The sequence below is a fragment of the Bradyrhizobium sp. USDA 4502 genome (assembly GCF_054063355.1).
Map to the genome: position 1 here is coordinate 1,094,712 of NZ_JBSSGF010000001.1, position 25,192 is coordinate 1,119,903.

General features: G+C 65.5%; 19 protein-coding genes and 1 pseudogene. 12 read left to right on the forward strand and 8 right to left on the reverse strand.

Annotated elements, in window-relative coordinates:
* Positions 1-58: 58 nt before the first annotated feature.
* From ACVW1B_RS04940 to ACVW1B_RS04955, 4 genes are read right to left on the reverse strand one after another with little or no spacing between them, the layout of a single operon-like run.
* The gene (locus ACVW1B_RS04940) at positions 59-823 is read right to left on the reverse strand and encodes an anti-sigma factor family protein (RefSeq protein WP_456781328.1); all 765 of its coding nucleotides are present in this window, start codon (positions 821-823) and stop codon (positions 59-61) included.
* On the reverse strand, positions 820-1,347 hold the full coding sequence (locus ACVW1B_RS04945; protein WP_076824317.1) for an RNA polymerase sigma factor: 528 nt from the start codon (positions 1,345-1,347) through the stop codon (positions 820-822). Before ACVW1B_RS04945 ends, ACVW1B_RS04940 begins: the two co-directional genes overlap by 4 nt.
* Positions 1,344-2,801, reverse strand: a complete 1,458-nt coding sequence (locus tag ACVW1B_RS04950) for a YncE family protein (RefSeq protein WP_456821262.1) — start codon at positions 2,799-2,801, stop codon at positions 1,344-1,346. Before ACVW1B_RS04950 ends, ACVW1B_RS04945 begins: the two co-directional genes overlap by 4 nt.
* Positions 2,802-2,813: 12 nt before the next feature.
* Positions 2,814-3,281 (reverse strand): DUF305 domain-containing protein, encoded by a 468-nt coding sequence (locus ACVW1B_RS04955; RefSeq protein ID WP_057015145.1) that lies wholly within the window; start codon positions 3,279-3,281, stop codon positions 2,814-2,816.
* Positions 3,282-3,547: 266 nt separating this feature from the next.
* On the opposite strand from ACVW1B_RS04955, the gene ACVW1B_RS04960 reads away from it, so the two are divergent.
* From ACVW1B_RS04960 to ACVW1B_RS04970, 3 genes are all read left to right on the forward strand, one after another.
* The gene (locus ACVW1B_RS04960; RefSeq protein WP_456821263.1) at positions 3,548-5,200 is read left to right on the forward strand and encodes a hydantoinase B/oxoprolinase family protein; all 1,653 of its coding nucleotides are present in this window, start codon (positions 3,548-3,550) and stop codon (positions 5,198-5,200) included.
* 7 nt (positions 5,201-5,207) lie between these two features.
* Positions 5,208-7,247, forward strand: coding sequence for a hydantoinase/oxoprolinase family protein (locus tag ACVW1B_RS04965; RefSeq protein ID WP_456821264.1), 2,040 nt, complete (start codon positions 5,208-5,210; stop codon positions 7,245-7,247).
* A 339-nt stretch (positions 7,248-7,586) separates the two neighbouring features.
* The gene (locus tag ACVW1B_RS04970; protein ID WP_456821265.1) at positions 7,587-8,825 is read left to right on the forward strand and encodes an ABC transporter substrate-binding protein; all 1,239 of its coding nucleotides are present in this window, start codon (positions 7,587-7,589) and stop codon (positions 8,823-8,825) included.
* A gap of 172 nt (positions 8,826-8,997) precedes the next feature.
* Here the strand turns inward: ACVW1B_RS04970 and ACVW1B_RS04975 are convergent, their stop codons facing one another.
* Together ACVW1B_RS04975 and ACVW1B_RS04980 are read right to left on the reverse strand one after the other, a co-directional pair.
* A complete protein-coding gene (locus tag ACVW1B_RS04975) occupies positions 8,998-10,212 on the reverse strand; it encodes a mandelate racemase/muconate lactonizing enzyme family protein (RefSeq protein WP_028334402.1) in 1,215 nt (404 codons plus the stop codon).
* A gap of 238 nt (positions 10,213-10,450) precedes the next feature.
* Positions 10,451-11,713 carry an amidohydrolase family protein gene (locus ACVW1B_RS04980; protein WP_456821266.1) on the reverse strand — a complete coding sequence of 421 codons (1,263 nt, stop codon included), beginning with the start codon at positions 11,711-11,713 and terminating at the stop codon, positions 10,451-10,453.
* A gap of 152 nt (positions 11,714-11,865) precedes the next feature.
* On the opposite strand from ACVW1B_RS04980, the pseudogene ACVW1B_RS04985 reads away from it, so the two are divergent.
* A pseudogene (locus ACVW1B_RS04985) lies at positions 11,866-12,286 on the forward strand (nuclear transport factor 2 family protein).
* Between the two features lie 165 nt (positions 12,287-12,451).
* Here the strand turns inward: ACVW1B_RS04985 and ACVW1B_RS04990 are convergent.
* Both ACVW1B_RS04990 and ACVW1B_RS04995 read right to left on the reverse strand, forming a co-directional pair.
* Entirely contained in the window at positions 12,452-13,615 is a 1,164-nt protein-coding gene (locus tag ACVW1B_RS04990) for an IS4 family transposase (RefSeq protein WP_057015126.1), read from the reverse strand.
* Between the two features lie 124 nt (positions 13,616-13,739).
* The gene (locus tag ACVW1B_RS04995; RefSeq protein WP_253640405.1) at positions 13,740-14,498 is read right to left on the reverse strand and encodes a GntR family transcriptional regulator; all 759 of its coding nucleotides are present in this window, start codon (positions 14,496-14,498) and stop codon (positions 13,740-13,742) included.
* Between the two features lie 201 nt (positions 14,499-14,699).
* On the opposite strand from ACVW1B_RS04995, the gene ACVW1B_RS05000 reads away from it, so the two are divergent.
* The 8 genes from ACVW1B_RS05000 to ACVW1B_RS05035 all read left to right on the forward strand — a co-directional run bounded on the left by ACVW1B_RS05000 (position 14,700) and on the right by ACVW1B_RS05035 (position 25,191).
* Positions 14,700-15,554 carry an ABC transporter ATP-binding protein gene (locus ACVW1B_RS05000; RefSeq protein ID WP_456821267.1) on the forward strand — a complete coding sequence of 285 codons (855 nt, stop codon included), beginning with the start codon at positions 14,700-14,702 and terminating at the stop codon, positions 15,552-15,554.
* Positions 15,555-15,556: 2 nt separating this feature from the next.
* Positions 15,557-16,333 (forward strand): ABC transporter permease, encoded by a 777-nt coding sequence (locus tag ACVW1B_RS05005; RefSeq protein ID WP_456821268.1) that lies wholly within the window; start codon positions 15,557-15,559, stop codon positions 16,331-16,333.
* A gap of 44 nt (positions 16,334-16,377) precedes the next feature.
* Entirely contained in the window at positions 16,378-17,403 is a 1,026-nt protein-coding gene (locus ACVW1B_RS05010; RefSeq protein WP_456821269.1) for an ABC transporter substrate-binding protein, read from the forward strand.
* A gap of 103 nt (positions 17,404-17,506) precedes the next feature.
* Complete coding sequence (locus ACVW1B_RS05015; RefSeq protein ID WP_456821270.1) at positions 17,507-18,943, forward strand: amidohydrolase family protein; 1,437 nt, start codon at positions 17,507-17,509, stop codon at positions 18,941-18,943.
* Positions 18,944-19,116: 173 nt separating this feature from the next.
* A complete protein-coding gene (locus tag ACVW1B_RS05020) occupies positions 19,117-21,549 on the forward strand; it encodes a CaiB/BaiF CoA transferase family protein (RefSeq protein ID WP_456821271.1) in 2,433 nt (810 codons plus the stop codon).
* Positions 21,549-22,625 (forward strand): ABC transporter ATP-binding protein, encoded by a 1,077-nt coding sequence (locus ACVW1B_RS05025; protein WP_456821272.1) that lies wholly within the window; start codon positions 21,549-21,551, stop codon positions 22,623-22,625. Before ACVW1B_RS05020 ends, ACVW1B_RS05025 begins: the two co-directional genes overlap by 1 nt.
* Complete coding sequence (locus tag ACVW1B_RS05030) at positions 22,622-23,647, forward strand: ABC transporter ATP-binding protein (RefSeq protein WP_456821273.1); 1,026 nt, start codon at positions 22,622-22,624, stop codon at positions 23,645-23,647. Before ACVW1B_RS05025 ends, ACVW1B_RS05030 begins: the two co-directional genes overlap by 4 nt.
* On the forward strand, positions 23,644-25,191 hold the full coding sequence (locus ACVW1B_RS05035; RefSeq protein ID WP_456821274.1) for an ABC transporter substrate-binding protein: 1,548 nt from the start codon (positions 23,644-23,646) through the stop codon (positions 25,189-25,191). Before ACVW1B_RS05030 ends, ACVW1B_RS05035 begins: the two co-directional genes overlap by 4 nt.
* Position 25,192 lies beyond the last annotated feature (1 nt).

Sequence of the window (25,192 nt, forward strand, 5' to 3'; positions counted from 1 at the left end):
ATCTTTTCGGAAAACCGCTTCGCACTTTTCCGGATCATGCTTTAGCGCGCCGTTCCGATCAGATCGTCTGCGCCTGCTTGCGAATCTCGTTGGCGAGCGGCCGCAGGGAGTCCACTCCGCGTGGCCCCACCAGGGAGTAGCCCGTACCGCCGTCAGCCCACGAGAAGCCCGCTACGTCACCACCCGAATGCGCGGCCATCGGCGCGTTCTGGTCTGACGTCATCGGGCGGGTGAGAACCACAAGCCGCTCGCCGCGATCGTCGTCGTACATGAACATGGCCGCAGGACCATGTGCGGTCGGCACCACCCGTCCGCCCATCAAACGATATCCCGACTTGGTGAGATCCGGCAGCTTCACCGGTTGATGCAACCGGTTGGAGACCCATTGCACAAGCTCGGTGCTGTCACGCAGCTCCACCGGCCTAGTGTGATCGGAGGCGTACACCTTGTAGGAATCGCTTGCCTCCTCGGCGAGCGCTGCGAGCCCGCCCGCCGGCGCAAGCGTTGCGCCACGGATCATCCATCCGCCAAGGCCGCCGATCGAGAGCATCAGCATCGCTGCGATGGCCCAGCGCAACGACGAAGGGCGGCGGCGTGGGCTCTCGATCATCCTGGCGAGGTTGAGCCGCGGCGGCAGCGGCTCCTCGGCGATCGGCAGCAGCGCCGATCGCAAAAGGTTACGCTCATCGGAGTAGGCGGTGATGCGCTTGGCCACGTCCGGATGCTTGTCCAGATAGGCTCGGACCTCGGCCTCGCGTTCCGGCTCGAGCGCGCGATCGACATAGGCGTGCAGGTCGTCTTCTGTAATGGGTCGGTTGCTCATGTCTTGTTCCGCAATTGCACGATATTATGATCCAGGTCGCCAGGAGTTCCCTCCAGTTCGTGATGCAACCGCTCGCGGGCGCGCGCGAGGCGGGACATCACCGTGCCAACAGGCACACCGAGCACCTTCGCGGCATCGGCGTAGGACAAATCCTCAACGCCGACGAGCAGCAGCACCGCACGCTGGTCATGCGGAAGCCTGGCGAGCTTCGCCATGACATCGCGATACATTACCTTGTGCTCCTGCGCCGCTTCCTGGCCGAATGCATCCTCGTTGGTTTCGTCGATCGCGACATGAACGCCGCGCACCGTTGCGCGGCGAAACTGGTTGATGGCGAGATTATGCAGGATCGCGAACAGCCACGGGCGCGGATTGTCCGACCGCCGCTGCTCCCAGTGAATGACGGCGCGTTCCAGGCAATCCTGCACCAGGTCGTCGGCCGCGGCGTGATCGCGGACCAGGGCCCGCGCATACCGCCGCAAGGCGGGTATCAGCGGCTCGACCAGGTGCAGCATGTCGCTCATGGCGCTTGGACCTGGACGACCGCGCCGAGTTTCGCCGGCTCGCCGGCTGCGATGACGAGGTAGCGTCGCTCCGCCCTGGCCGCGCTCTGCACGATCTGCCGGATCGGACCGGCCGCGTTGACGATCGCGGAGCCGGCCGGATTGGTCATGAAAGCTGCCAGCGGCTCCACCATGCCGCCACCGTCAGCGTGTTCGGCCAATCCCAGCACGTAGCGCTGCTTCGGCTCGAGCCCGGTCACGGAAGCCTGCAGCACCTGGATCAGCCCTTGATCGAACAGCGATACGCTGGTCGGCGGCTTCTCGTCCTTGGCTTGCTTTTTCGGTGCGAGCGCGAGGTGAGCGGCCTGGCCGGCGACGCCGAGGGCTTGCAGGTTCTGGCGATCTTCCGGATTTGGCGCGGCGTTCGGCACATAGACGATCGCCTGCGGCGCCTGGCCGAGCGGGATGTTGGCGATCACCTTGTTGGTCGCGGTGTCGATCGCGGCCAGCGCGTCGGCATTTTCGAGACCGACATAGACCCGCGTGCCGTCGCCGGACGGCCAGACGCCGTGCGGCAGATTGCCGACGGGAATGGTCGCGACTTGCGAGAAGTCGTCGGTTCGAAACACCTTGACCTCATTGGTGCCGCCGATCGTGACATAGGCGAGCGTGCCCTTAGGCGTCTTCGCGAAATTGACGTGGTTGGTGATCGGGCCGCTGTCGATGGTCTTGATCAGGTTGAACGGCGGCTTGGCGTTGAACACCTGCGTCCTGCCGACATCCTTCAGCGTGAACCAGACCTGGTCGCCATCGGGCGAGGCCGCGATGTTCGGGCAGAACGGGCTTTCCTGCTTCACCTTCGCGACGATCTGATGGTCTGCCACCGAGACCACGTCGGTTTCCGGATTGAACGACGAACAGATGTAGCCGTACTTGCCGTCGGGCGAGAAGATTTGCATGCCGGGTCCCGCGGGCACCTCAATGCGCGTCGTTTCCTTGAAGCTCTGCGCGTCGATGACCGAGATGTAATTCTCGCCGCGCACCGTGACCCATACTTCCTTGCCGTCGGGCGTGAAGAACGCCTCGTGCGGTGACCGCCCGATATAGGTGACGTGCTTGACCGCGTTGGTTGCCGTGTCGATGAAGCTCACCGAGTTCGAGCCGATCGAAACCACAGCAAGCGTGTGATGGTCGGGCGAATAGCCCATGCCGTGGACCAGCACCTGGCCCTTGTAGAGCGGGCTGAAATTGCCCGGCTGCGGGTCGCCGAGCCGGATCACGCCGAGCAGCTTGTTGTCGGCCGGGTCGGTGACCGACACCGTGTTGGAGAACTGCTCGGCGGCGTAGACGCGATCGTGATGGCTGACCGGAATGTCGGGCGCGGACGCAGCGCCCGGCGCCTGTCCGGCGAAAGCAGGGCTCGACATCGCCAGCACGGTCGTGGCCAGCAGGCTCTTGAGGATTTGACGGTTCATCGTTTGAGGCTCCTAGTTCTTCATTCCGTGGGACATGTTCATATGATCGTGAGCGGCAGGCGCCGGGGTCTGCTGTGTTGGGGCGGGCGCGGACGCCGTAACCGGATCTCCGATCGCGAGCTTCATGGCGTCGATCTCCTGCTGCTGCTCGACGATGATTTCCTGCGCGATCCGGCGCAGCTGCTCGTTCTTGCCGTAGCGGAGCTCGATCACGGCCATGTCGATCGCGCCCTGATGATGCGGCTGCATCATCGCGACGAAGTCGCGGTCGATGTCGCCGCTCGGCTTGGCCGCCATGTCATTCATCATCTTGGTCATCGCGGTATCGTTTTCAGCAAGGAAGGCGCTCTCTTCGGCCGTCTGCCCGGTCTGGACCGGATGATGGTCGTCATGCGCGAAAGCAGCCGCCGCAGCTGCAAAAGCGAGCAGGGCGGCGCCGGCGAGCGGCGCGAGGCCGGACTTAAGGAATCGAGGAAGCATTTGCGTTCACCCTGGGAGTTGTCGGGGAGGCCCGAGCGGTTACGGGCTTGGGCCGGCTTGCATGGGTGGGACGCAGCAGCGTGAGTTCTATTCCGTCGTCAGGCAGATTCTTGTCGATCACGACTTGCTGATCGCCGGAATGATCCGTTTCGGCCGGGGCAGCCGATTTGCGATCCGCAAGCCACTGGCTATAAGAAGGAATTCCGGTTTCGATCAACCGGTTCCACCATCCTCCCTGCGCAAATCCTCGCGCCAAGAAGGCCAAGATGTCCGCCAAGATCGATCCGATCACCCGCTCCGTCGTCCAGCACCGCCTGTCGTCGATCGTGAAGGAGATGGGCGAAGCCATGCTTCGCACCTCGTATTCGCAGATCCTCAATTCCAGCCGCGATTTCTCGCTGGCGATCTGCGACACCAACGGGCGGCTGATCGCGCAGGCCGACCACATTCCGGTTCATGTCGGCGCCTTGCCCTGGGCGACGCTGGCGGTCGAGGAGCGCTTCAACGATGTCGTGCCCGGCGACGTCATCCTGCTCAACGATCCCTATCAGGGCGGCAGCCACCTGCCTGATCTCACGGCCTTCGTGCCGGTATTCGATGGCGGAAAAAGGCTGCTCTGGACCATCGTGCGCGCGCATCAGAGCGACATCGGCGGCGCCACCCACGGCGCCTACAATCCAGCCGCCACCGAGATCTATCAGGAAGGCATCCGCATTCCGCCGATCAAGCTCTACGAGGCCGGCAAGCCGCGCGAGGATCTGCTCGACCTCCTGGCTTTGAACATCCGCAACCCCCGTGAATTCCGCGGCGACCTCGCGGCAATGCTCGGGGCCGCGCATCTCGGCGAACGCCGCGTCTCGAAACTGTTCAGCGAGTTCGGCGCGGAGACGGTCGAAGCCGCGATCGAGGCGATTTTGGACGCGACCGAGCAGCAGACCCGCGCCGTGGTGTCGAGCTGGAAGGACGGCGTGTTCTACGGCGAGGCGCTGCTCGACGATGACGGCCACGGCCGCACCGACATCAGGATCGCCGCCAAGGTGACGAAGAAGGGCAGCGACATCGAGGTTGATCTCACTGGCTCCGATCCGCAGTCGACCAGTTTTGTCAATTCCTCGCATGCCAACATGCAGGCGGCGGTCGCGATGGCCTTTGCCTATCTGATCGATGCCGACATTCCCAAGAACACCGGCGCGCTGCGGCCGCTCAAGGTGGTGGCGAAGCAGGGCACGATTGTCTGGGCCGATCCCGGCCGTCCCGTCACCTTGTGCACCAGCCATCCCTCCAACGAGATCGTCGAAGCCATCATCAAGGCGATGTCGGCGTCCTGTCCGGATCGGGTGATGGGCGGCTGGGGGCGCCGCTTCCGCATCGCGATCCAGGGCGAGGATCCGCGCAACGGACGCAATTTCATCTGGCACATGTTCCAGGCACGGCCCGGCGGCGGCGCCTCGCCCGGCGGCGACGGCTATTCGTCGATCGGCGAGTGGCACTCGGTCGGCGGGCTGAAATTCGGCAGCATCGAGGTTGCCGAAGTGCGCTTTCCCCTGCATTTCCGCCAGCACGAATTTCGGCCGGACTCCGGCGGCGACGGCCAGCATCGCGGCGGCCTTGGCGTCGCGCTCGACATGGTGCTGGAGACGCAGAAGCCGGCCAAGGGCAACACCGCCGGCGACGGCGCGCGCCATGGTCCCTGCGGCATGCTCGGCGGCAAGGACGGCGAGCCGCATCACTACCGGCTGCTCTCGGAAGGCCGCGCGCCGCGCGTGTTGAAGACGAAGGAAGTCGGCATCGAGCTGCGCCCCGGCGATTGCCTCGAGATCCGGTCCTCCGGCGGCGGCGGCTGGGGTCCATCGGAGAAGCGCTCGGCGGAAGCGCGGGCGCGCGATCTTGCGCAAGGTTTGGTTTCGAAAGCGGTGTAGGGCAGCGATGTACACGATTGGGGTCGACGTCGGCGGCACTTACACCGACCTGGTTGCAACGGATCAAACCGGGCGCACCGCTTTTGCGAAATCGCCGTCCACGCCGGCCGATCAGTCGATCGGCGTGATGGCGGGATTGGAAGAGTTGGCGCGCCGTCTCGGCGTGACGCGCGCGGCGATGCTCGCCGCGACCGATCGCCTGGTGCACGGCACGACGGTTGCGACCAATGCGCTGCTCGAGCGCAAGGGCGCCAAAGTTGCGCTGCTGACCACCGAAGGTCATCGCGACGTCGTCGAGATGCGCGAGGGGTTGAAGCCGGACCGCTACGATCTGCGCACGCCGCCGCCCGAGCCGCTGGTGCCGCGCGAGCGCCGCTTTGGCGCGCGCGAGCGGCTGAAGGCCGACGGCAGCGCTGCGGTTGCGCTCGATGCCGCCGCGCTCGGCGACGTCATCGCGGAAGTGAAACGTTCGGGTGCGAATTCCGTCGCGGTCTGCTTTCTGCATGCCTATCTCAACCCGGCGCATGAGCTTGCCGCCGTCGAGCAGCTGGCGAAGGAGCTGCCCGACGTCAGCGTGTCGCGCTCGAGCGACGTACTGCCGCAGATCAAGGAATATGAGCGTGTCTCGACCACAATCGTGAACGCTTATGTCGCGCCGACGGTGCGACGCTATCTCACCAATCTGGAGCGTAGCCTGCATGAGGCGGGCTTCAAGGGCTCGCTGTTCGTCGTGCTGTCGCATGGCGGCATGGCGCCGGTGGAGGAAGCCTCGCGGCTCGCCGCGGGCACGGTGCTGTCGGGGCCGGCCGGCGGCATCTCCGGCAGCCGCCGCTGCGCCGAGATGCTCGGGATCCCCGATCTCGTGCCGTTCGACATGGGCGGCACCTCGACCGACATCTCGCTGATCGCAGATGGCCAGGCCTCGCTGTCGGCGGATGGCATGCTCGCCGGCCAGCGCATCGCGCTGCGCAGCCTCGACATCGCCAGCATCGCCGCCGGCGGCGGCTCGATCGCGAGCGTCGACGGCGGCCGCACGCTGCGGGTCGGGCCGGAGAGCGCGGGCTCGGTGCCGGGCCCGGCCTGCTACGGCAATGGCGGCACGGCTGCCACCGTCACCGATGCCAATGTCGTGCTCGGTTATCTCGACGCCGCCGCCTTCATGGGCGGCGCGCGGCCGCTCGACCGTGCGGCGTCGGAAGCCGCGGTGGACCGGATCGCCGCAGCGCTCGAGCTGTCGCGGATCGAGGCCGCCGCCGGCATCTACAAGATGATCAATCTGAAGATGGCCGACGGCATCCGCCTGATGACCTTGCGCCGCGGCGTCGATCCGCGCAAATTCGCGCTGCTCAGCTTCGGCGGCGCCGCCGGCATGCACGCCGCCGAGGTCGCGCGCGAGCTCGAGATCAAGCGCATCATCGTGCCGACGGTCGCCTCTGTGCTTTCGGCCTGGGGCATGCTGACCAGCGATCTGCGCTACGAGGTCAGCCGCACCCATTACGGCACCGGCCGGATTTCCGCCGACGAGGTTCGCGCCTTGTTCGCCGGGCTGGAAGAGCAGGCGGCGGGGCGGCTGCGCGACTGGTTCAAGGGCGATATCGGCATCGAGCGCTCGGCCGAGATGCGCTACGGCGAGCAGGTGTTCGAGATCGACGTGCCGCTCGGCGAGCTCGATCTCGGCGTCGCCGACCTGGTGGCGCAGATCGAGGAACGCTTCCATCGCCGCCACGAGGAGCTCTACACCTATGCCTCGCGCGGGCAGGAGGTGGTGTTCGTCAACGCCCGCGTTGCCGCCGTCGGCAAGGTGGCGCGCGGCAGCGGTGATGCCGGCAAGGCCAGCTCGGCTGCGCCCTGCGCGCCGCGCGGCAAGCGGCAGGCCTGGTTCGGTGCCTGGCGCGAGGTGCCGGTCTACGCGCTCGACGATCTCAGGCCGGGCCATTCGCTGGCCGGTCCCGCGATCATTGAGGCTGAAACCACGACCGTCCTGGTCGACACCGGCGACCGCGTCGCGGTCAACCCGCTGGGCTGGCTCGACATAACATTGCGCTGATCGCTATGCGGGAACTGCGCTCCCTCTCCCGCTTGCGGGGAGGGCTATCGCATGTGCGCTCGATCCCTCCACAGACTCGTCATGCCCGGCCTTGTGCCGGGCATCCACGTCTTGGTTTCCGCGCGAAAAAGACGTGGATGGCCGGGACAAGCCCGGCCATGACGATGTGGAAATAGCGCCGCCAAGCTTTTCGCTGCCATATGCGATTGCCCTGCGCTTGCAGGGGAGGTGAAAGAAGGCCCGCCTCCGCCATCAACATTTCATTTTTCCGGCATTGGCTTGGGCGATAAACTCCGCTCGCTCGGGAGGAGCGCCGGCCAGCCGCCGGCGTTTGTGGCGATGTTGATGCAAACAAAAAGACAAACGGCGCTTTCGATATCCCTCGTCCTCACAGCTGTCCTCGCGGCGGCGCCGTTGCGCGCGCAGCAGGCGCAGCCGGCGGCCGGCAACGAGATCCGCATCGGCAATGTCATGCCCTATACCGGACCGCTCGCGGCGTTCGCGACCATCGGGCGGGCGGAGGCGGCCTATTTCGACATGGTCAACGAGCATGGCGGCATCAACGGCCGCAAGGTCAGGTTCGTCTCGGTCGATGATAGCTCCAATCCGAAGATCGCGATGGAGCAGACCCGCGATCTCGTCGAGAAGCAGGACGTGCTGTTGATGTTCGGCTCGTTCGGCACGCCGAGCAACCTCGCGGTCCGGAAGTACCTCAACGAGAACAAGGTCCCGCAGCTGTTCGTCGCTTCCGGCGACGAGGCGTGGGCGCATCCTGCGACCTTTCCCTGGACCATGGGCTGGCAGCCGACCTTCCGCGCCGAGGGGCGGATCTACGCCAATTACATTCAAGCGGCCTATCCCTCCCGCAAGATCGCGGTGCTCTGGCAGAACGATCAGTTCGGCCGCGACCTGTTCAAGGGATTGCAGGAAGGGCTCGGCGACACCGCGGGCATGATCGTCGCCGATCTCGCTTTCGATGCATCGGAGACCGCGATCCAGAACCAGATCGGAATCCTGAAGAACTCCGGCGCCGATATTCTGGTGTTTGACGGCGCGCCGGCGATCGCGGCGCGCGCGATCCGCGTCGCCGCCGACCTCGACTGGCATCCGGTGTTCATCCTCGACAACGCGTCGGCCTCGATCGCCAGCGCCTTGCGGCCGGCGGGCCTGCAGAATTCGCTCGGCGTGATCTCGACCTCGTTCCTCAAGGATGCCGGCGATGCCTCCTGGAAGGACGATCCGCAGATCAAGGCGTGGCTCGCCTTCATGGACAAGTATTATCCCGACGGCGATAAGGACGACATCTACGCCGTGTTCGGCTACGCCGCCGCCGATACGCTGATGCAGGTGCTGCGCCAGTGCGGCGACGATCTGTCGCGCGAGAACATCATGCGGCAGGCCGCGTCGCTGAAGGATTACCAGAGCCCGATCGCGCTGCCCGGGATCGTGATCAACACCGGACCGAAGGACTTCCGCCCGATCAAGCAGATGCGCCTGGTGCAGTTCGACGGCAATGCCTGGCAGCCGATCGGCGACGTGATCGACAGCGCGTTCACGGCGGTGCGCGAGGATAATTGAGGGCCGTTGAGTTGGGTCATGCGTCTTCCCGGCGAAGGCCGGGACCCATTACCCCAACTGCGCATTGTTTTGCTCTGCTGGGGCGATAATCCCTTACACACCAGGCAGCGGTGGTTATGGGTCCCGACCTTCGCCGGGACGACGATGGGGTGTGGGCCGGCGCAACAAACGTCTACTTCTTCAATCCATAATTCAGCAGCCCGCCCTTGTTCTTCGGCGGGTGCGCGCGCAGGCCTTCCTCGTTCGGCTCGGTGCCCCAGCCCGGGCGATCCGGGATCACCAGATGGCCGTCGACGAATTCGGGCACGTGGGTGAACAGCTCGTGGTCCCAGGCCAGCCGATCGATGTCGGTCTCCATGATGCGCAGGTTCGGCACCGCGGCGCAGAAATGCGCGTTCATCATGGTGCAGAGGTGGCCGTAGAAATTATGCGGCGCGACGTTGACCTCGAAATGCTCGGCGGCGGCGGCGATCTTCATCGACTGCCAGACCCCGTTCCATGGCGTGTCGATGATCGCGACATCCATCGCCTGCTCGGTGAAATAGGGCAGGAATTCGCGCAGGCCGAGCAGCGTCTCGCAGGACGAGATCGGGTGCGGGCTCTGGCGGCGGATATAGCCGAGCGCCTGTGGATTGAAGGTGTCGATCTCGACCCAGAACATGTCCATCTTCTCGATGGCGCGCAGGATTTTCAGATAGCCCTCGGTCTTGGCGTTGAAGTTGAGGTCGAGCAGGAGATCGACATCCGGCCCCGCACCGTCGCGGATCGCCTCCAGGTGCATGCAGAGATTGCGCAGCACGGTGCGGTCGATATTGATCTCGGGCTGGAACGGCGAGCCGAAGCCGGGGCGCCAGCCTTGCGGCTTGCCGTCGGTATAGACGAAGATGTTGGTCTTCATCGCCGTGAATTTCTTCTCGCGCACTTCGGCCCCGATCGCCTTGACGCCGTCGAGATCAGTGATCGCCGGCTTGTACCAGTCGGGATGATTGATGCGCCAGGTCGCGCAATGCGACCAGTACACCCGCACGCGGTCGCGGATCTTGCCACCGAGCAGGTCGTAGCAGGGCACGCCGAGCGCCTTGGCCTTGACGTCGAGCAGCGCGTTCTCGATCGCCCCGAGCGCCAGCGCCACCACGCCGCCGGCGGCAGGGCGCGTCGCGGCGAACAGCTCGACATAGATCCGCTCGTGCTCGAACGCGTTCTTGCCGACCACCCGCGCCGACAGCCGCTCGATCGCCGCCGTCACGCCGGGCGCGCCGAAGCCCTCGTCATATTCGCTCCAGCCGACCAGCCCGTCCGTCGTCGTCACCTTGACGAAGTGATAATTCCGCCAGCCGGCATCGCAGGCGAGCGTCTCGACGCTTTTGATTGTGGTGGATTTGCTCATGGTTTCCTGCCCGGTTGTTTGTTGCTGTTGGCGGGATACCAACAACGGATCGGCGGACGCGTCAATTCGCGCCAGGGCAAGGCGACAATGCGTATTGGCAAGGCGGCACTCGCCTCTTCGTTCACCGTCACCCTGAGGAGCGCGCTCTTGCGCGCGTCTCGAAGGGTCGACGGGCCGGCTCTCTCCGTGTGGATCTCACGGGGCCGTGCATCCTTCGAGGCTCGCAAGAGCTCGCGCCTCAGGACGACGGGACAAACATCTCGGTGTCAGGCCGGAACAGCGTCGGCCGCTGCCGTTCGAAGGTCTTGCGGCCGCGCTTGAAGCCCATCAGCACGTCGGGCAGCTCGGCGATGGCGTTGGTTCCGCTGTCGGTGTCGAGCACGACGATGTCGGCGGGATTGCCGACCGTGATGCCGTAATCCTTCAGGTTCATCAGCTGCGCCGGCAGGTCGGTGACGAGATCGAGGCAGGCGTCGAACTCGCCGATCCCGGCATGCGCCGCATTGGCGTAGAGATTGGCCATCCGCAGCAGCGATGCATCGCCGAACGGCGTGAAGGGATTTTGCACATTGTTGGTCGCGACCGAGCACAGCACGCCATCGGCGACGAGCCGATGCGCGGCGGTCAGCCCACGCGGCGCGTTGTGGGTGGCGTCGCGGCCCATCAGATAGAGATCGGTCGCCGGCAGCACGGTGACCGCGACACCGGCCTCGGCGAGCCGAGCGCCGGCTTTCTTCAACCGATCAGGCGGCAGCGCGGAGAGTTTGGTGGCGTGCCCGATCGCGACGCGCCCGTGATAGTTGCGCCGCTCGGTCTGCCGGCAGACCTCCTCCATGTGCCACCAGGAGGGATCGAGGTCGAAATCGAGATGGAGGTCGACATCGACGTCGAATTGCTGCGCGAGATCGAAGATGCGCGCGATATGCGCGTTCGGATCGCTGTCGACATAGGGGCAGCCGCCGACCGCCTCGGCACCGTCGTTGAGCGCCGCGACCAAGAGCTCGTTGGCGCCGGGATCGTTGGTCAGGCCCTCTTGCGGAAAGGCGCAGAGCGAGAGGTCGAGCGCCCAGGCATAGTCGCGTTTCAAGGCCTTGACCGCCTCGAAGCCGCGCAGCCCGATCCTCGGGTCGATCTCGACATGCGTCCGCATCCGCGTGGTGCCCGCCGTGATTGCGCGCTCGATCACTTTTGAGCCGCGCGCATGGACATCCTCGATCGTGAAGTCGCGCTTCATCGCCGATACCGCGCGGATCGCCTCGCCGAGGCTGGCGTGATCGTGGCCGCAGCGGCCGAGCAGGCAGGCCTTGTCGAGATGGATATGGGTGTCGACGAAGCCGGGCAACGCCAGCCGGCCGTTGAGGTCGACTTCGACCGCCTCACACACGAGGCGCGGCGCGATCGCGGCGATCCTGCCGCCGGCGATGCCGATATCGACCGCGGCGGCAGAGCTGCGCGTCACGGCATTGCGGAAGACGAGGTCAAAGGCAGGTTTCGCGATCATCGGCGAGGAAACATCAGGATGGTTTCAGCCTAGCGGAGGGGCGAGGATCCGGCAGCACCAGATTGTGTGCAGTTTTATGGTTCGACTGTCTAAAAAATATGCATACACTTTTGCCGGCAGATTGTAGAGTCCTGATTATTCCTGGAGGCCCCATGTCCGCACCCGCCAAAGCCGATGCCCGCCCGATGTCCGATGTCGAGATCGTCGAGGCCTATCTGACGGCGTCGATGATCCCCGATCCGGATGCGGCCGCGGCCTATATGAAGCCGGGCACGGTGATCACTTTCACCGGCGGGCGCGAATTCGACCATCCGCGCGGGCCGACCGCCTTCAATGCGAAGCGCTATCGCTGGGTGAAGAAGAAGATGGACCGCTTCGATGTCTGCCCTGGCACCGGCGAGACCGTCGTCTACAGCGTCGGCACGCTCTACGGCGAGTGGACGGACGGCACGCCGTTCGAAGGCAACCGCTATGTCGACCGCTTCGTGGTGCGGGGCGGGCAGATCGTCAAGATGGACGTCTGGAACGACAGCGCCGAGGCGGATTTTGATTCAGCGGGGGATCGAGGCGTAGGAAGCGGTGCCAGTTCTCCCTCGCCCCGCTCTTGCGGGGAGAGGGTCGGGGTGAGGGGCTGCATCCGCGAGTATCGGCCGCGGATAGACCTGTACCCCCTCACCCGGATCGCATCTGCGATGCGATCCGACCTCTCCCCGCAGGCGCAGGGGTGTCCGGGGAAATTCAGGCATAGCGGAGCTCCATCTGGTCAGGTGAGATGGTTGATTTCCGACGGCTGGGGTTGATGGGCGGAGGTTTGTCGATGGCAGCGAGGGATCGACGCGTGAGCAGGAGCTGGCCGACGAGTTCGGCGAACCTGAGCGGGAGCATTTTGATGCAGTTGGTGTGAGCGGCGATGCGCAGCAGCAGGTAGGCAATCATCGCAGCGAGCACCTGAAGGCGGATCGCGTTGTCGTTGGCGCCGAGGAACTTGCGAATATCGAGATGCTGCTTGATCCAGCGGAACAGCAGCTCGATTTGCCATCGGCTCTTGTAGAGGGCGGCGATCTCGACGGCGCTACGGGCAAGGTCGTTGGTCAGGAGTGTGATCTTGCCGCCTTTCTCGCGTCTGATCTTGATGCGGCGGAGCGGGATTGGAAGGCGCGAATCGCCCTTGCTGGTGAGCTTCACCTCGTCATCGGCAAGGATTTCGAAGCCATCCCCGTTACGCTTGCGGATGGCGCGATGCCTGAGCGAGCGAAGACGGATGCTCGTCTTCGCCCGGGTAACGAAGAAAGCCTTGCTATCATTTATCTTCTGCCACCAGTCGAAACGGCAATAGCCCTTGTCAAACACATAGGTGGTGGCGGGCTGGATTGGGGTCTGTCGGCCGATCTCGATGTCATTGACGTTCGCGGCCGTCATCTCGACGCAGGTCGGGACATCGCTCCTTGGGTCGTAGACGACATGCAGCTTCATGCCGCGGATGCGGCCGTTCCACGTCGCCCAACTGCAGACCTTGCCGAGCGGGATCGGACTGGCGTCGATCAGACGCACCATCTCCATGCCTTCACTCCGCAGCTGGCGACGCGCCATCGCCGACAGCGCCGCAAAGGTTTGCGCGAAAATGCCGATCGGACGGCGGGCATTGGCATCGGACAACGTCGAGCGCGACAGCTTGCCGGTTCCCAAGTGATAGTGATGCTGCGAATTGGCGTTGAAGCCAGTCACCACCCCGCGCAGACTGCTGTTGCCGCTAAGCTGGGCATAGATCAGCGCCACCAGATGATCCCAGCTCCTGAACGACTTGTCGTAGGCATCCCCGTCCAGACGATCCACAACCGTCTGAAACTGCCGTCGATTGATCGGTTCAAGCAGCCTTCCAAAAATGCTACCGCGATATCGCATGCTCGGCCCTCTGTGTCTCGACAACCAGAAAAGACCGATTTGCCTCGGTCCTGCCGAGCATGCACCGCGACACAGTGAATCATTCCCCGGACACCCCTGCCGCAGGCGGGGCGAGGTAAGAGCATCAGCGCCGCGCCGCCTTCGTCAGCTTCACCACCTTTTCGCCGCTTGCCTCGTCGGCATAGGGGGCCAGAATATCCAGCAGATCGCGCCCGCGCTGCGGGCTTGGCGCGACCAGCGCGCGGGTCGCCACGGAATCCAGATGGCTGTGCATCAGCCCCATCACCTTGTCGACGTCGCCTTTCGCCAGCGCGGCGATGATCGCGCGGTGCTCGTTGATCGCGCATTCCGATGAATGCGGCCGGCTGTACAGCGACAGCGTCAGGCAGCAGCGGTACGCGACCTCGCTGACATAGCGCACCAGGATCGGGCTGTTCGTCATGTGGGCGAGCAGGATGTGGAATTCGGTGGCGAGCCGGATCGACACCGCGTCGGTGCCGTCGCGGGCCCGATCCTCGGCGTCGACATGGGCATTCAGTTCGGCGATCTGCGCCTTGGTCAGCTTGCCCGCGAGTTGCCGCACCACCAGCCGCTCGAGCTCGATGCGGATATCGAAGGCATCGCGCGCCTCCTGCCAGCTCGGCGTCGCCACCACGGCGATGCGGTTGCGGCGCAGCTCGACCAGGCCTTCCGCCGCCAATTGCCCGAGCGCATGCCGTGCGATGGTGCGGCTGACGCCGAAGCGCTCGCCGAGGGAATCCTCGGGCAGCTTGGCGCCGGGCTCCAGCGCCTGCTCGATGATCGCGCGCCGCAGCGCGCGGCAGATCACGCTGACCTTGTCTGACGATTCAGCCGTCTTGCTGCTGTCGGCGCGCCCCGCCATTGCCGCGAATCCCTCTCGAAGGTGCTTCGAACGCCTCTTTATCATACCGCCAAAGCAATCGGGCGCTCGAATTGCATGCAGTTTGAGCCGCGGATTGCCCAAAAGGAATCCGGCCTTTGAGGCGCGGAACGCGCGATCTCCTTGATTTTCAACGCTACGGCCGCTGGCATCCGGCTTGCATGCACTTTGCTCGTGATGCGCATGCAACCAAACTCCGAATTTGCCGGCGAGCCGATGGCCGCCGGATCCGCGCCGACCGCGATCGAGCTGTCGGACGCCTCCGTGACCTTCGGCCGCGGCGCCCGCGCCGTGCCGGCTCTGTCAACAACCACGCTGCGGATCGCCGACGGCGAGTTCGTCGCGCTGGTCGGCCCGTCCGGCTGCGGCAAGTCCACCATCCTGCGGCTGGTGAGTGGCCTGGCGCGGCCGACCACCGGCGTCGTCATCGTCGGCGGCCGCGAGGTCGCGGCGCGCGCGGTGCGGGTCGGCATGGCGTTCCAGAACCCGACCATGCTGCCGTGGATGACGATCGAAAAGAACATCATGCTGCCGCTGAAGATCGTCGAGCCGTTCCGCTCGCAGTTCCGCAAGCTGCGCAAGACCGAGTTCCGCGACAAGGCCAATGCGTTGCTCGAGCAGGTCGGGCTGAAGGGGTTCGGCGGCCGCTATCCGTGGCAGCTCTCCGGCGGCATGCTCCAGCGCGCCAATCTGTGCCGCGCGCTGATCCACGAGCCGCGCATGCTGCTGCTCGACGAGCCGTTCGGCGCGCTCGACCAGTTCACCCGCGAGGAGCTGTGGGGAATCCTTCAGCAGCTCTGGATGACCCACAGGCCGACCGTGCTGCTGGTCACCCATGATCTGCGCGAGGCCGGCTTCCTCGCCAGCCGTATCTGCGTGATGAGCGCGCGGCCCGGCCGCATCCTCGACGACTCCAGGGTCGATTTCGCCCGTCCGCGTACCGTGGCGATGACCTTCGAGCCCGACTTCGTCGCGCTCAACCAGAAGCTCCGCGCCTTCATTGTCGATGCGCGCACCGCGGCGCGAGAGGGAGCCTGACCATGTCCGTGTCAGAAATCAGGCAGAAGGCCTGGTCCGCGGCGCTGATCGTGCTGTTCTTCGTCGCCTGGGAGCTGTTCTGCCTGATGACGGGGATGTCGGACCTCGTGTTGCCGCGGCCGTCGCAGATCTTCGTCACGCTGTTCGAGAAATTCCCGATCCTGTGGCCGCACATCGTGCAGACCCTGGTCACCACCATGATCGGCTTCGTGCTCGGCGTGGCGCTCGGCGTCGCGCTCGGTGCCGTGATCGGGGTGTCAAAAACCGCCTACGACACCTGTTATCCGCTACTGGTCGGCTTCTCGTCGATCCCGAAGGTCGCCGTGGTGCCGATCTTCGTGCTGTGGTTCGGCTCCGGCACCGTGCCGGCGGTGTTGACCTCGCTGTCGATCTGCTTCTTCCCGATCGTCGTCAACATCGCCACCGGCCTTGCCACCACCGAGCCCGAGCTCGAGGACGTGCTGAAGGCGCTCGGCGCCAGCAAGTTCGACATCCTGTGGAATGTCGGCCTGCCGAGGACGATGCCGTTCTTCTTCGCCTCGCTGAAGGTCGCGGTCTCCTACGCCTTCGTCGGCGCGGTGCTGTCGGAAACCGTCGCCTCGAACCGCGGCATCGGCAACGTCATGATGACCGCGTCCTCCAATTTCAACGTGCCGCTGGTGTTCGCCGGGCTGTTCGTGCTCGCCGGCCTCGGTGTCGCGCTCTACGTCCTGTTCTCGCTGATCGAGGGTCAGGTCACCGGCTGGGCGACGCGCAAGGACAATGTCATCGCCACTTGAGACACTTCGCCAACCGTCAAGCAATGAAGCTTAAGGAGATCTCGATGCTGAGAAAAGTAAGCGCCGCGCTGTTGGGATTGGCCCTGGTCGCCGGCCCCGCGCGCGCCGAGGAAACCACCATCAAGTTCACGCTGGGCTGGAAGACGCAAGGCTCGGACGCCGCGTTCTTCTACGCCAAGGACAACGGCTACTTCAAGGAGGAAGGCCTCAACGTCGTGATCGACCAGGGCGAGGGCTCCGGCGCGACCGTGACGCGCATCATGTCGGGCGCCTATGACGCCGGCTTCGGCGACGTCAACGCGATCATCCAGAACGCCGCGACCAAGCCGCAGGATGCGCCGGTCATGGTCTACATGATGTGGAACCAGCCGCCATTCGCGATCGTCGCCAAGAACTCGAGCGGCATCAAGACGATCAAGGATTTCGAGGGCCACACGCTCGGCGGCGCGCAGGGGACGCCGACCACGCGGCTGTTGCCGGTGTTCGTGCACAAGAACGGGCTCGATGGCGAGAAGATCAAGGTCTCCAACATGGCGCCGAACCTGCAGGAGCCGATGCTGATCAAGGGCGACATCGACGCCGCGCTGGTGTTCAACATCACGAGCTATTTCAACCTGGTGCTGAACCGCCAGGACCCCGACAAGGACTTCAAATGGTTCTCGTTCGGCGATTACGGGCTCGACCTCTATTCCAACGGCGTGATGGTCTCGCGCAAGCTGATCGCCTCGAACCCGAAGGCGGTGGCCGGTCTGGTGCGCGCCATCAACAAGGGCGCGATCGCGGTCGCCAAGGACCAGAACGCGGCCATGAAGGCGACGCTGAACTATGACAATCTGATCAATGTCGATGTCGAGAAGCGCCGGCTGCAATATTCCTTCGAGAAGCTGATCGTCTCGCCCGAGATGAAGGACATCGGCATCGGCGACGTCAAGGACGACCGCATGGCGCGCGCCATCGGCTTCATCGTCGAAGGCTACCAGCTCACCCGCACGCCGGCCCCGGCCGAAGTGTTTTCGCGGGAATTCCTGCCGCCGCGCGCGGAGCGGGAGCTGGTGTATACGGCGAATTAAGTTTACTCGTCATTGCGAGCGAAGCGAAGCAATCCATTCTTCGGCACGGGAATAGATGGATTGCTTCGTCGCTCCGCTCCTCGCAATGACGGCGGAGGGACCGATGGACGTCACGGCAACCCGTCTGTTCTGCGGTTCTGACCACGACATCCGCAACGCCGTCGTGCTCCGTCACGACGGCGGCGTCATCACCGATATTTCCGAAGCCGCGCGCCCGGCGACAGGCCCGCGTTCCCTCATCCTTCCCGCCTTCGTCAACGCCCACGACCACGCCCGCCCGCGCGCCTCGAGCTTCGGCGCGGTCGGCATGCCCCTGGAGAGCTGGATCCTGCGCACGGTGGTCGGCACGCCGGTCGATCCCTATCTCACCGCGGCCTCGGCGTTTGCCCGCGCGGCGCAGGCCGGCTGCGCGGCAATGATGGTGCACTACACCCGCCCGAGTGGCACCATGCCGCTCGTCGATGAAGCCAGGGCGATCGCTCGCGCCGCCGGCGATGTCGGCATCCGCATCGCCTTTGCCATCGCGGTGCGCGACCAGAACCCGGTCGTCTATGGCGACAGCGAAGCGGTGCTGTCAGGTCTTCCGGCCGATGACCGCAAGACGATCGAACAGCTGTTCGTGCGCGCCCCGATGTCGCCGCAGGCCTATATCGAGCTGACCGACGCGATCGCTGCGGCGATCGGCGGGCCGAAGGTCGATGTGCAGCTTGGCCCGGCCGGGGTGCAGTGGTGCTCGAAGCCGCTGCTGGAGGCGGTCGCGGAGAACTCGGTGCGGACCGGCCGCCGCATCCACATGCATCTGCTCGAGACGACCTACCAGCGCGCCTGGGCCGACCAGCATTTTCTCGGCGGCATCGTGCGCTATCTCCGCGATATCGGCTTCCTCTCGGAGCGGCTGACGCTCGCGCATTGCATCCACGCTCGGCCCGACGAGCTCGAGATGATCGCGGCGTCGGGCGCACGCATCGTCACCAATTTTTCCTCCAACCTGCATCTGCGCTCGGGGCTCGCGCCGATCGCCGCGGCGCACGCCTGCGGTTGCGGAATTGCCGTCGGCGTCGATGGCCTGGCGCTCGATGAGGATGACGATTTGCTGCGCGAGATGCGGCTGGTGCAGATGATGCACGGTGGTCTCGGCTTCAAGCGTACATGGACTGCTCAGGAATTCTTCACGCTCGCGATCCGCGACGGCCGCCGCGCCACCGGCGCGCCGGGCACCGGCGAGCTCGCGGTCGGTGCGCCGGCCGATTTCGTCAGCATCGATCTCGATCGCCTCGAGGGTGATCAGATTCTCGATGCCGATCCGCTCGACCTCTTGTTCGCGCGCGGCAATGCGTCGCTGATCTCAGAGCTTGTGGTCGATGGTCGCACCGTCGCCAGGGCCGGCCGGTGCCTCGGTGTTGATCTTCCCGCCATTGAGCAGGAACTGCGCGGCATCACCTGCGCGAGCGCGGCCACATACGCGCATGTCTTGCGCGCATGGCCGCGATTGTCGAACTCAGTGCAACACTGGTTCGAAGCGCAGCTCACCTGCAATTAGCTGCACAATCTTCGCTTCGCGCTGAGCAGCAGCTTCGGTCATACGCTCGCTAATTCCGTCAAGCGGAAGAAAATTCCACTTGCATCACACTCGTCGCGCGGCTTCAAGTTCACCCAACAAGAAAACTGAATCAGTCGCTGTCACCGGCTGGTCATGTGTCGCGAGGAAGCCTGATGGGCGCGTTGTCGCATCTGCGGATTGTCGAGATCGGAAGTGCTGCGGCGACGAGCTATTGCGCGCGGCTGTTTGCCGATTTCGGCGCCGATGTGCAGAAGGTCGAGCCGCCGCAGGGCGATCCGCTTCGCCGCACCGCGCCGCTGACGCCCAAAGGCCGGAGCGCGTGGTTTGCGTTCCTCAACTTCAACAAGTCGAGTGTCGTCCTCGACACGCGCGATGCGGGCGCGGCATCCCGCTTGCGGGAGCTGATTGCCGGCTGCGACATCTTGCTCGACGGGCGCGGCATCGCTGCGGCGGATTGTCCCGAGATCGATCTCGACGCGATCAAGCAGAGTAATCCGGGCCTGATCCATCTCGACCTCGCCTGGTTTGGCGATCGCGGTCCCTACGCCAATTTCGCGGCGACCGACTCCACGATCCGCGCGCTGACCGGGCTGGTGAAGCTGGTCGGTCCGGAGCAGGGGCCGCCGATGCATGCGCCGGATTTCCAGATCGGGATTCTGGGCGGGCTGTGGGGTTTCATCGCCGCCGCATCGTCGGTGCTCGGGCGCATGCAGAACGGGCGCGGGCGCGCAAACCATCTCAGCCTGTTCGAGGCCTCTATCGCCGTCACCGAATACATCATGTTCGAGGCATTCCAGCGCGGCGACATCATGCGGCGGATCGGCGTCAACCGGTTCTGGCCGACCTTTCCGGTCGGCATCTACGAGACCAAGCAGGGCTGGCTCGGCGTCACCACGGTGACCCCGGCGCAGTGGCGCGCGTTCTGCGAGATGCTCGGGCTCAACGAGCTGCGCGACGATCCGACACTGGTCATGGGGGTCGACCGGCTGCGCCATGTCGCCGAGATCGAAGCCAAGATCCTGCCGAAGCTGAAGCAGCGTACCGCGCAGGAATGGTTCGCCGAAGGGCTCAAGCGCAAGATTCCAATCGTGCCGGTGCCGGAGGTCTCGGATCTCATCGCCGATGAGAAGAAGCGTGCGCGTGGTGCCATCGTCCCGATCACCATCGGCGACGAGACCGGCTTTTCCGCCGGCACGATGCAGCGGCTGACCGCAACGCCGCCGCTGCGCGGCGGCCGGGTGCCTGATCTCGGCGAGCAGCAGGCGAGGCGCGAGGCTGCGCCGCGCGTGCCAGCGCCCAAGCCCGCTGCAACCGATCGCTTGCCGCTCGAGGGCATCCGCGTCGTCGACTTTTCGATGGGCTGGGCCGGGCCGATCTGCACCCGCACGCTCGCCGATCTCGGCGCCGACGTCATCAAGATCGAGGCGACCCAGTATCCGGACTGGTGGCGCGGCGTCGACCGCCGTCCGGCCTATGTGCTGGAGCAGATGTACGAGAAGTCGGTGCGCTACTGCATCATGAACCGCAACAAGCGCGGCATCACGCTCGATCTGACCCGGTCGAAGGGGCTTGAATTGGCGAAGCGCCTGCTCGCCGATGCCGACCTCGTGGTCGACAATTATTCGGTCGAGGTGCTGCCCAAGCTCGGCCTCGGCTATGACGTGTTGAGCAAGATCAATCCCAAGCTGGTGATGATGTCGATGTCGGCGTTCGGCGCCGGCAGCGTGCATCGCGATTGCCGCGCTTACGGCTCGACGCTGGAGCAGGGCTCCGGCCTGCCCAGCGTGGTCGGCGATCCCGCTGGTCCGCCGGTCATGAGCCATACCGCGTTCGGCGACGCCGTCGGGGGCCTCAACGGCGCCGCCGCGGTGCTGACCGCGCTGATCCACGCCAAACTGACGGGGCAGGGGCAATTCATCGATCTCGCCCAGATCGAATGCATGATGCCGTTCGCCGCGCCCTGGATCGTCGCGCATTCGACCAGTGGCGAGCCGCCGACCAAATACGGCAACCGCCATCCGGATTTCGTGCCGCATGGCTGCTTTCGCTGCGCCGGAGAAGACAACTGGATCGTCGTCGCGGCGTCCGACGCCGCGATGTGGCCAAAGCTCGCCCGGCTGCTCGGCCGCGAGGATTGGGCAGCGGACGCGGCACTCAAGACGGCCGCGGGCCGCCGCGCCATCGAGGCCGAGATCGAGGCTGCGATCACGGCTTGGACCGCGGCGCGCGATGCCGATGCGGCGATGACCGCGCTGCAATCTGCCGGCGTTGCCTCCGGCGTGGCGCGGCTGCCGATCGATCTCCTGGAGGATCCGCAGCTCCACGCGCGCGGCTTCATCCAGCATGTCGACCGCGCGTTCATCGGACGACATCCGCAGCCATCGATGCCGTTTCGCGAGAGCGATGCGCCGTTCGCGATCCGCTCGGTGCCGCCGACGCTCGGCGAGCACAACCGCGAGATCCTCGGCGGCATGCTCGGGCTTTCCGACGCCGAGCTCGATGAACTCGCCCGCGATGGCATCATCGGCACCGAGATGCTGATGGAGGAGCAGCTGGTGAAAGAAAAGAAGCGGGCGGCGGGCTGATGGAGGCAGGCCAGCCGGCACAGCGCAGGGCGGAGGGTGCGCGCGACGGCGCGCCGCCGCTATTGTCCGTGCGCGGGCTCGGCATCCGCTTCAAGACCGGGCAGGGCGTCTGGCAGGCGACGCGCCGCGTCGACTTCGACATCGCGCCCGGCGAGCGCGTCGGCATCGTCGGCGAGAGCGGCTGCGGCAAGACCATCACCGGCCTGTCGATCCTGCGGCTGTTGCCGGGCAATTTTGCCGGCCTCGACGGCAAGATCCTGTTCGACGGCGTCGATCTCGCTTCCTGCAGCGCGCGGCAGATGCGCGCGATCCGGGGCAAGCGCATCGCGATGATCTTCCAGGAGCCGATGAGCGCGCTGGACCCGGTCTTCACCGTCGGCCACCAGATCGCCGAGACGCTGCGCGTCCATACCGACGTTTCCCATGAGGAGGCGCGCGCCAAAACGCTGGAGATGCTCCGCCGCGTCGGCATCGCCTCGCCCGAGCGGCGGATCGACGACTATCCGCACCAGCTGTCCGGCGGCATGCGCCAGCGCGTGATGATCGCGGCGAGTTTGATCTGCGGGCCGCAGCTTCTGATCGCGGACGAGCCGACCACCGCGCTCGACGTCACCGTGCAGGCGCAGATCCTCGAGCTGCTGCGCGACATCAGCGAGACCTCGAAGACCGCGCTGATGCTGATCACCCACGATCTCGGCGTCGTCGCCGAGACCTGCACGCGGATGATCACGATGTACGCCGGCGAGGTGATCGAGGACGCCACCGTCGACGAGGCGCTAGTGCGGCCGCTGCATCCCTACACGTCGGGACTGTTACGCTCGCTGCCGCATTTGAGCCCGCGCCACGGCCGGCTGCCGTCGATCCCGGGCCGGGTGCCGTCGATAGCGGAGATGCCGAACGGCTGCCGTTTCCGCGCCCGCTGCTTACATGCGGCCAAGGGTTGCGAGGCCGAGCAGAAGCTGCGGGACGCCGGCGGCAGCAGAAGAGTGCGCTGCTGGCGCTTTGCCGAGCTCAATCTGCCGGGCGCGCTGCATCCGCCCGGCGCACCGGCGGCTGCGAAGGTCGCGACGCAATGACCACAGCCGGTGCCGAGCCCCGCCGCGACGCCATCGTCTCGGTGCGCGACCTTCAGGTCGGCTTCCAGACCTCGGACCGCCGCGCGACCGTGAAGGCGGTCGACGGCGTCAATTTCGACGTCCGCCGCGGCGAGACCTTCGGCATCATCGGGGAGTCCGGTTCGGGCAAGACCACGATCGGCCGCGCACTGGTGTTCCTGCTCAATCCCAGCGCCGGCGCCATCCTGCATGACGGCATCGATCCGCTGGCGCTGCCGCGCCGGGAATTCCAAAGTCATCGCCGCGACTACCAGATCATCTTCCAGGACCCGAACGCCGCGCTGAATCCGCGCATGACCATTCTGGCCTCGGTGCTGGAGCCGCTGGAGCTCGCAGGTGTCGGCAGCCGTGCCGAGCGCGAGCGGCAGGCGCGGGAGGCGCTGGAGCGCGTCGGCCTGCCGCAGGAGTTCGGCGCGCGCTACCCACACCAGCTGTCCGGCGGCCAGAAGCAGCGCGTCGTGATCGCCCGCGCCCTGACGCTCAAACCGAAACTGATCGTCTGCGACGAGGTGGTGGCCGCGCTCGACATGTCGATCCGCGGCGACGTGCTCAATCTGTTTGCCGATCTGCAGCGCGACCTCGGGCTGACCTATGTCTTCATCACCCATGATCTCGCCGTGGTCTCGCATATCAGCGAGCGCGTCGCGGTGATGTATCTCGGCCAGTTCGTCGAGCTCGGGCCGACCGAAGAGGTCGCCGAGCGGCCGTTGCATCCCTACACGATCGCGCTGCTGTCGGCCGAGCCGCGGCCGCTGCCATCCACGATGCGGCAGGAGAGCCGCATCGTCCTGCAGGGCGAGGTGCCGAGCCCGATCGATCCGCCCTCGGGCTGCCGCTTCCGTACCCGCTGCCCGCACGCGCAGCCGCTCTGCACCGACCGCGTGCCGGAGTGGCGCGAGCTGAAGCCCGATCACTGGGTGGCCTGCCATTTCGCCGACCGCCTGAATTTTTCGCCGAACTCACAACCGGAGACGACGCCATGACAATGACGACACGACGCGAGGCCATGGCGCTGATCTCGGGCGCATTGGCCAGCACCACGCTCAGCGGCCGTGCGTTTGCGGAAGGCGCGCCGAAGAAGGGCGGCACCTTGCGCATCTCGGCGCCGGCCAATCCGTCGAGCCTCGATCCGGCGACCGGCGGCGCCGGCTCCGACCACGCCTTCCTGTTCACGATGTACGACACGCTGACCGAATGGGAGTTCGACACGCTGAAGCCGAAGCCCGGCCTTGCCGAAAGCTGGAAGTTCACCGACCCCACCACGCTGGTGCTCAACATCCGCGCCGGCGTCACCTTCCATGACGGCACGCCGCTCGATGCGGAAGCCGTCAAGTTCAATCTCGAGCGCAACCGCAGCGATGCGAAGTCGAACATCAAGGCCGACCTGCTCTCCGTCGCCGCGGTCGAGGTCACTGGCCCGCAGCAGGTGACGTTGAAGCTGAAGACACCCGATACCGCGCTGCCCGGGATTCTCTCCGACCGCGCGGGCATGATGGTGTCGCCGACGGCGCTGAAGGCGGCCGAGGGCGGCGTCGTGACGCGCAAGCCGGTCGGCGCCGGCGCCTATTCGTTCGTCAGCTGGGCCGACGGCGAGAAGATCGTGGTCAAGCGCAACGAGAAATACTGGAAGCCGGAGCGGCCGCTTCCCGACGCCATCGAGATCTCGATCATTCCCGAGCTCACCACCGGCGCCCGCTCGGTTACCGCCGGGCAGAACGACCTGATCTACCAGCTGCCGCCGCGGCAGAAGGTGATCATCGAGCGTGCCTCCAGCGTTAAGGTGGTGCATGGCCCGACGCTTTACGTGTTTCAGATTTTCCTGAACTGGGCCAAGCCGCCGTTCGACAATGTCAAGGTCCGCCAGGCGCTGAACTTCGCGATCGACCGCGAATCCTTCGTCAAGGCTGCGCTCGCCGGCCTCGCCGAGCCGGCCTACATGAACCTGCCGAAGGCGCATTGGGCCTATGATGCCGAGGTCGCAAAGCTCTATCCGTACGATCCCGACAAGGCGCGCAAGCTGCTCGCCGAGGCCGGCTTCAAGGAGGGCATTCCAATCGAGTTCGGCGGCTATCCGGACCAGGATTCGGTGCAGCGCCAGGAGATCCTGATCGAGCAGCTGCGCAAGGCCGGCATCAACGCGCGCTTCGTCAACGCGCCGGTCGCGGAAGCCTCTGCCGCCTTCTTCGGTCCGGAGAAGAAGGGGGCAGGGCTGCTCTCGGCCTGGACCGGCCGGCCCGACCCGAGCCTGACCTATTCGCTGATGTTCACCAAGGACGCCTATTACAATGGCGGCCGCGCGCCGGTGCCGGCCGAGCTCGAGGCCGCGATCAGGGAATCGCGCGCCTCGGAGGATATCGACACCAGGCGCAAGGCGTTCTCCACCGTGCAGCGGCTGGTGATGGAGAACGCCTTTGTCGCGCCGCTGGCGTTCCAGTTCGAGCTGGTCGCCATGAACAAGAAGGTGCAGGGCTATCGGCCGAACCTGCTTGGCAAGCCGAAATACGACGACGTCTGGCTCGGGAGTTAGG

Coding starts and splice junctions, on each gene's coding strand:
- ACVW1B_RS04940 (WP_456781328.1), bottom strand. CDS start 823: ATGAGCAACCGACCCATTACAGAAGACGACCTGCACGCCTATGTCGAT.
- ACVW1B_RS04945 (WP_076824317.1), bottom strand. CDS start 1,347: ATGAGCGACATGCTGCACCTGGTCGAGCCGCTGATACCCGCCTTGCGG.
- ACVW1B_RS04950 (WP_456821262.1), bottom strand. CDS start 2,801: ATGAACCGTCAAATCCTCAAGAGCCTGCTGGCCACGACCGTGCTGGCG.
- ACVW1B_RS04955 (WP_057015145.1), bottom strand. CDS start 3,281: ATGCTTCCTCGATTCCTTAAGTCCGGCCTCGCGCCGCTCGCCGGCGCC.
- ACVW1B_RS04960 (WP_456821263.1), top strand. CDS start 3,548: ATGTCCGCCAAGATCGATCCGATCACCCGCTCCGTCGTCCAGCACCGC.
- ACVW1B_RS04965 (WP_456821264.1), top strand. CDS start 5,208: ATGTACACGATTGGGGTCGACGTCGGCGGCACTTACACCGACCTGGTT.
- ACVW1B_RS04970 (WP_456821265.1), top strand. CDS start 7,587: ATGTTGATGCAAACAAAAAGACAAACGGCGCTTTCGATATCCCTCGTC.
- ACVW1B_RS04975 (WP_028334402.1), bottom strand. CDS start 10,212: ATGAGCAAATCCACCACAATCAAAAGCGTCGAGACGCTCGCCTGCGAT.
- ACVW1B_RS04980 (WP_456821266.1), bottom strand. CDS start 11,713: ATGATCGCGAAACCTGCCTTTGACCTCGTCTTCCGCAATGCCGTGACG.
- ACVW1B_RS04990 (WP_057015126.1), bottom strand. CDS start 13,615: ATGCGATATCGCGGTAGCATTTTTGGAAGGCTGCTTGAACCGATCAAT.
- ACVW1B_RS04995 (WP_253640405.1), bottom strand. CDS start 14,498: ATGGCGGGGCGCGCCGACAGCAGCAAGACGGCTGAATCGTCAGACAAG.
- ACVW1B_RS05000 (WP_456821267.1), top strand. CDS start 14,700: ATGCAACCAAACTCCGAATTTGCCGGCGAGCCGATGGCCGCCGGATCC.
- ACVW1B_RS05005 (WP_456821268.1), top strand. CDS start 15,557: ATGTCCGTGTCAGAAATCAGGCAGAAGGCCTGGTCCGCGGCGCTGATC.
- ACVW1B_RS05010 (WP_456821269.1), top strand. CDS start 16,378: ATGCTGAGAAAAGTAAGCGCCGCGCTGTTGGGATTGGCCCTGGTCGCC.
- ACVW1B_RS05015 (WP_456821270.1), top strand. CDS start 17,507: ATGGACGTCACGGCAACCCGTCTGTTCTGCGGTTCTGACCACGACATC.
- ACVW1B_RS05020 (WP_456821271.1), top strand. CDS start 19,117: ATGGGCGCGTTGTCGCATCTGCGGATTGTCGAGATCGGAAGTGCTGCG.
- ACVW1B_RS05025 (WP_456821272.1), top strand. CDS start 21,549: ATGGAGGCAGGCCAGCCGGCACAGCGCAGGGCGGAGGGTGCGCGCGAC.
- ACVW1B_RS05030 (WP_456821273.1), top strand. CDS start 22,622: ATGACCACAGCCGGTGCCGAGCCCCGCCGCGACGCCATCGTCTCGGTG.
- ACVW1B_RS05035 (WP_456821274.1), top strand. CDS start 23,644: ATGACAATGACGACACGACGCGAGGCCATGGCGCTGATCTCGGGCGCA.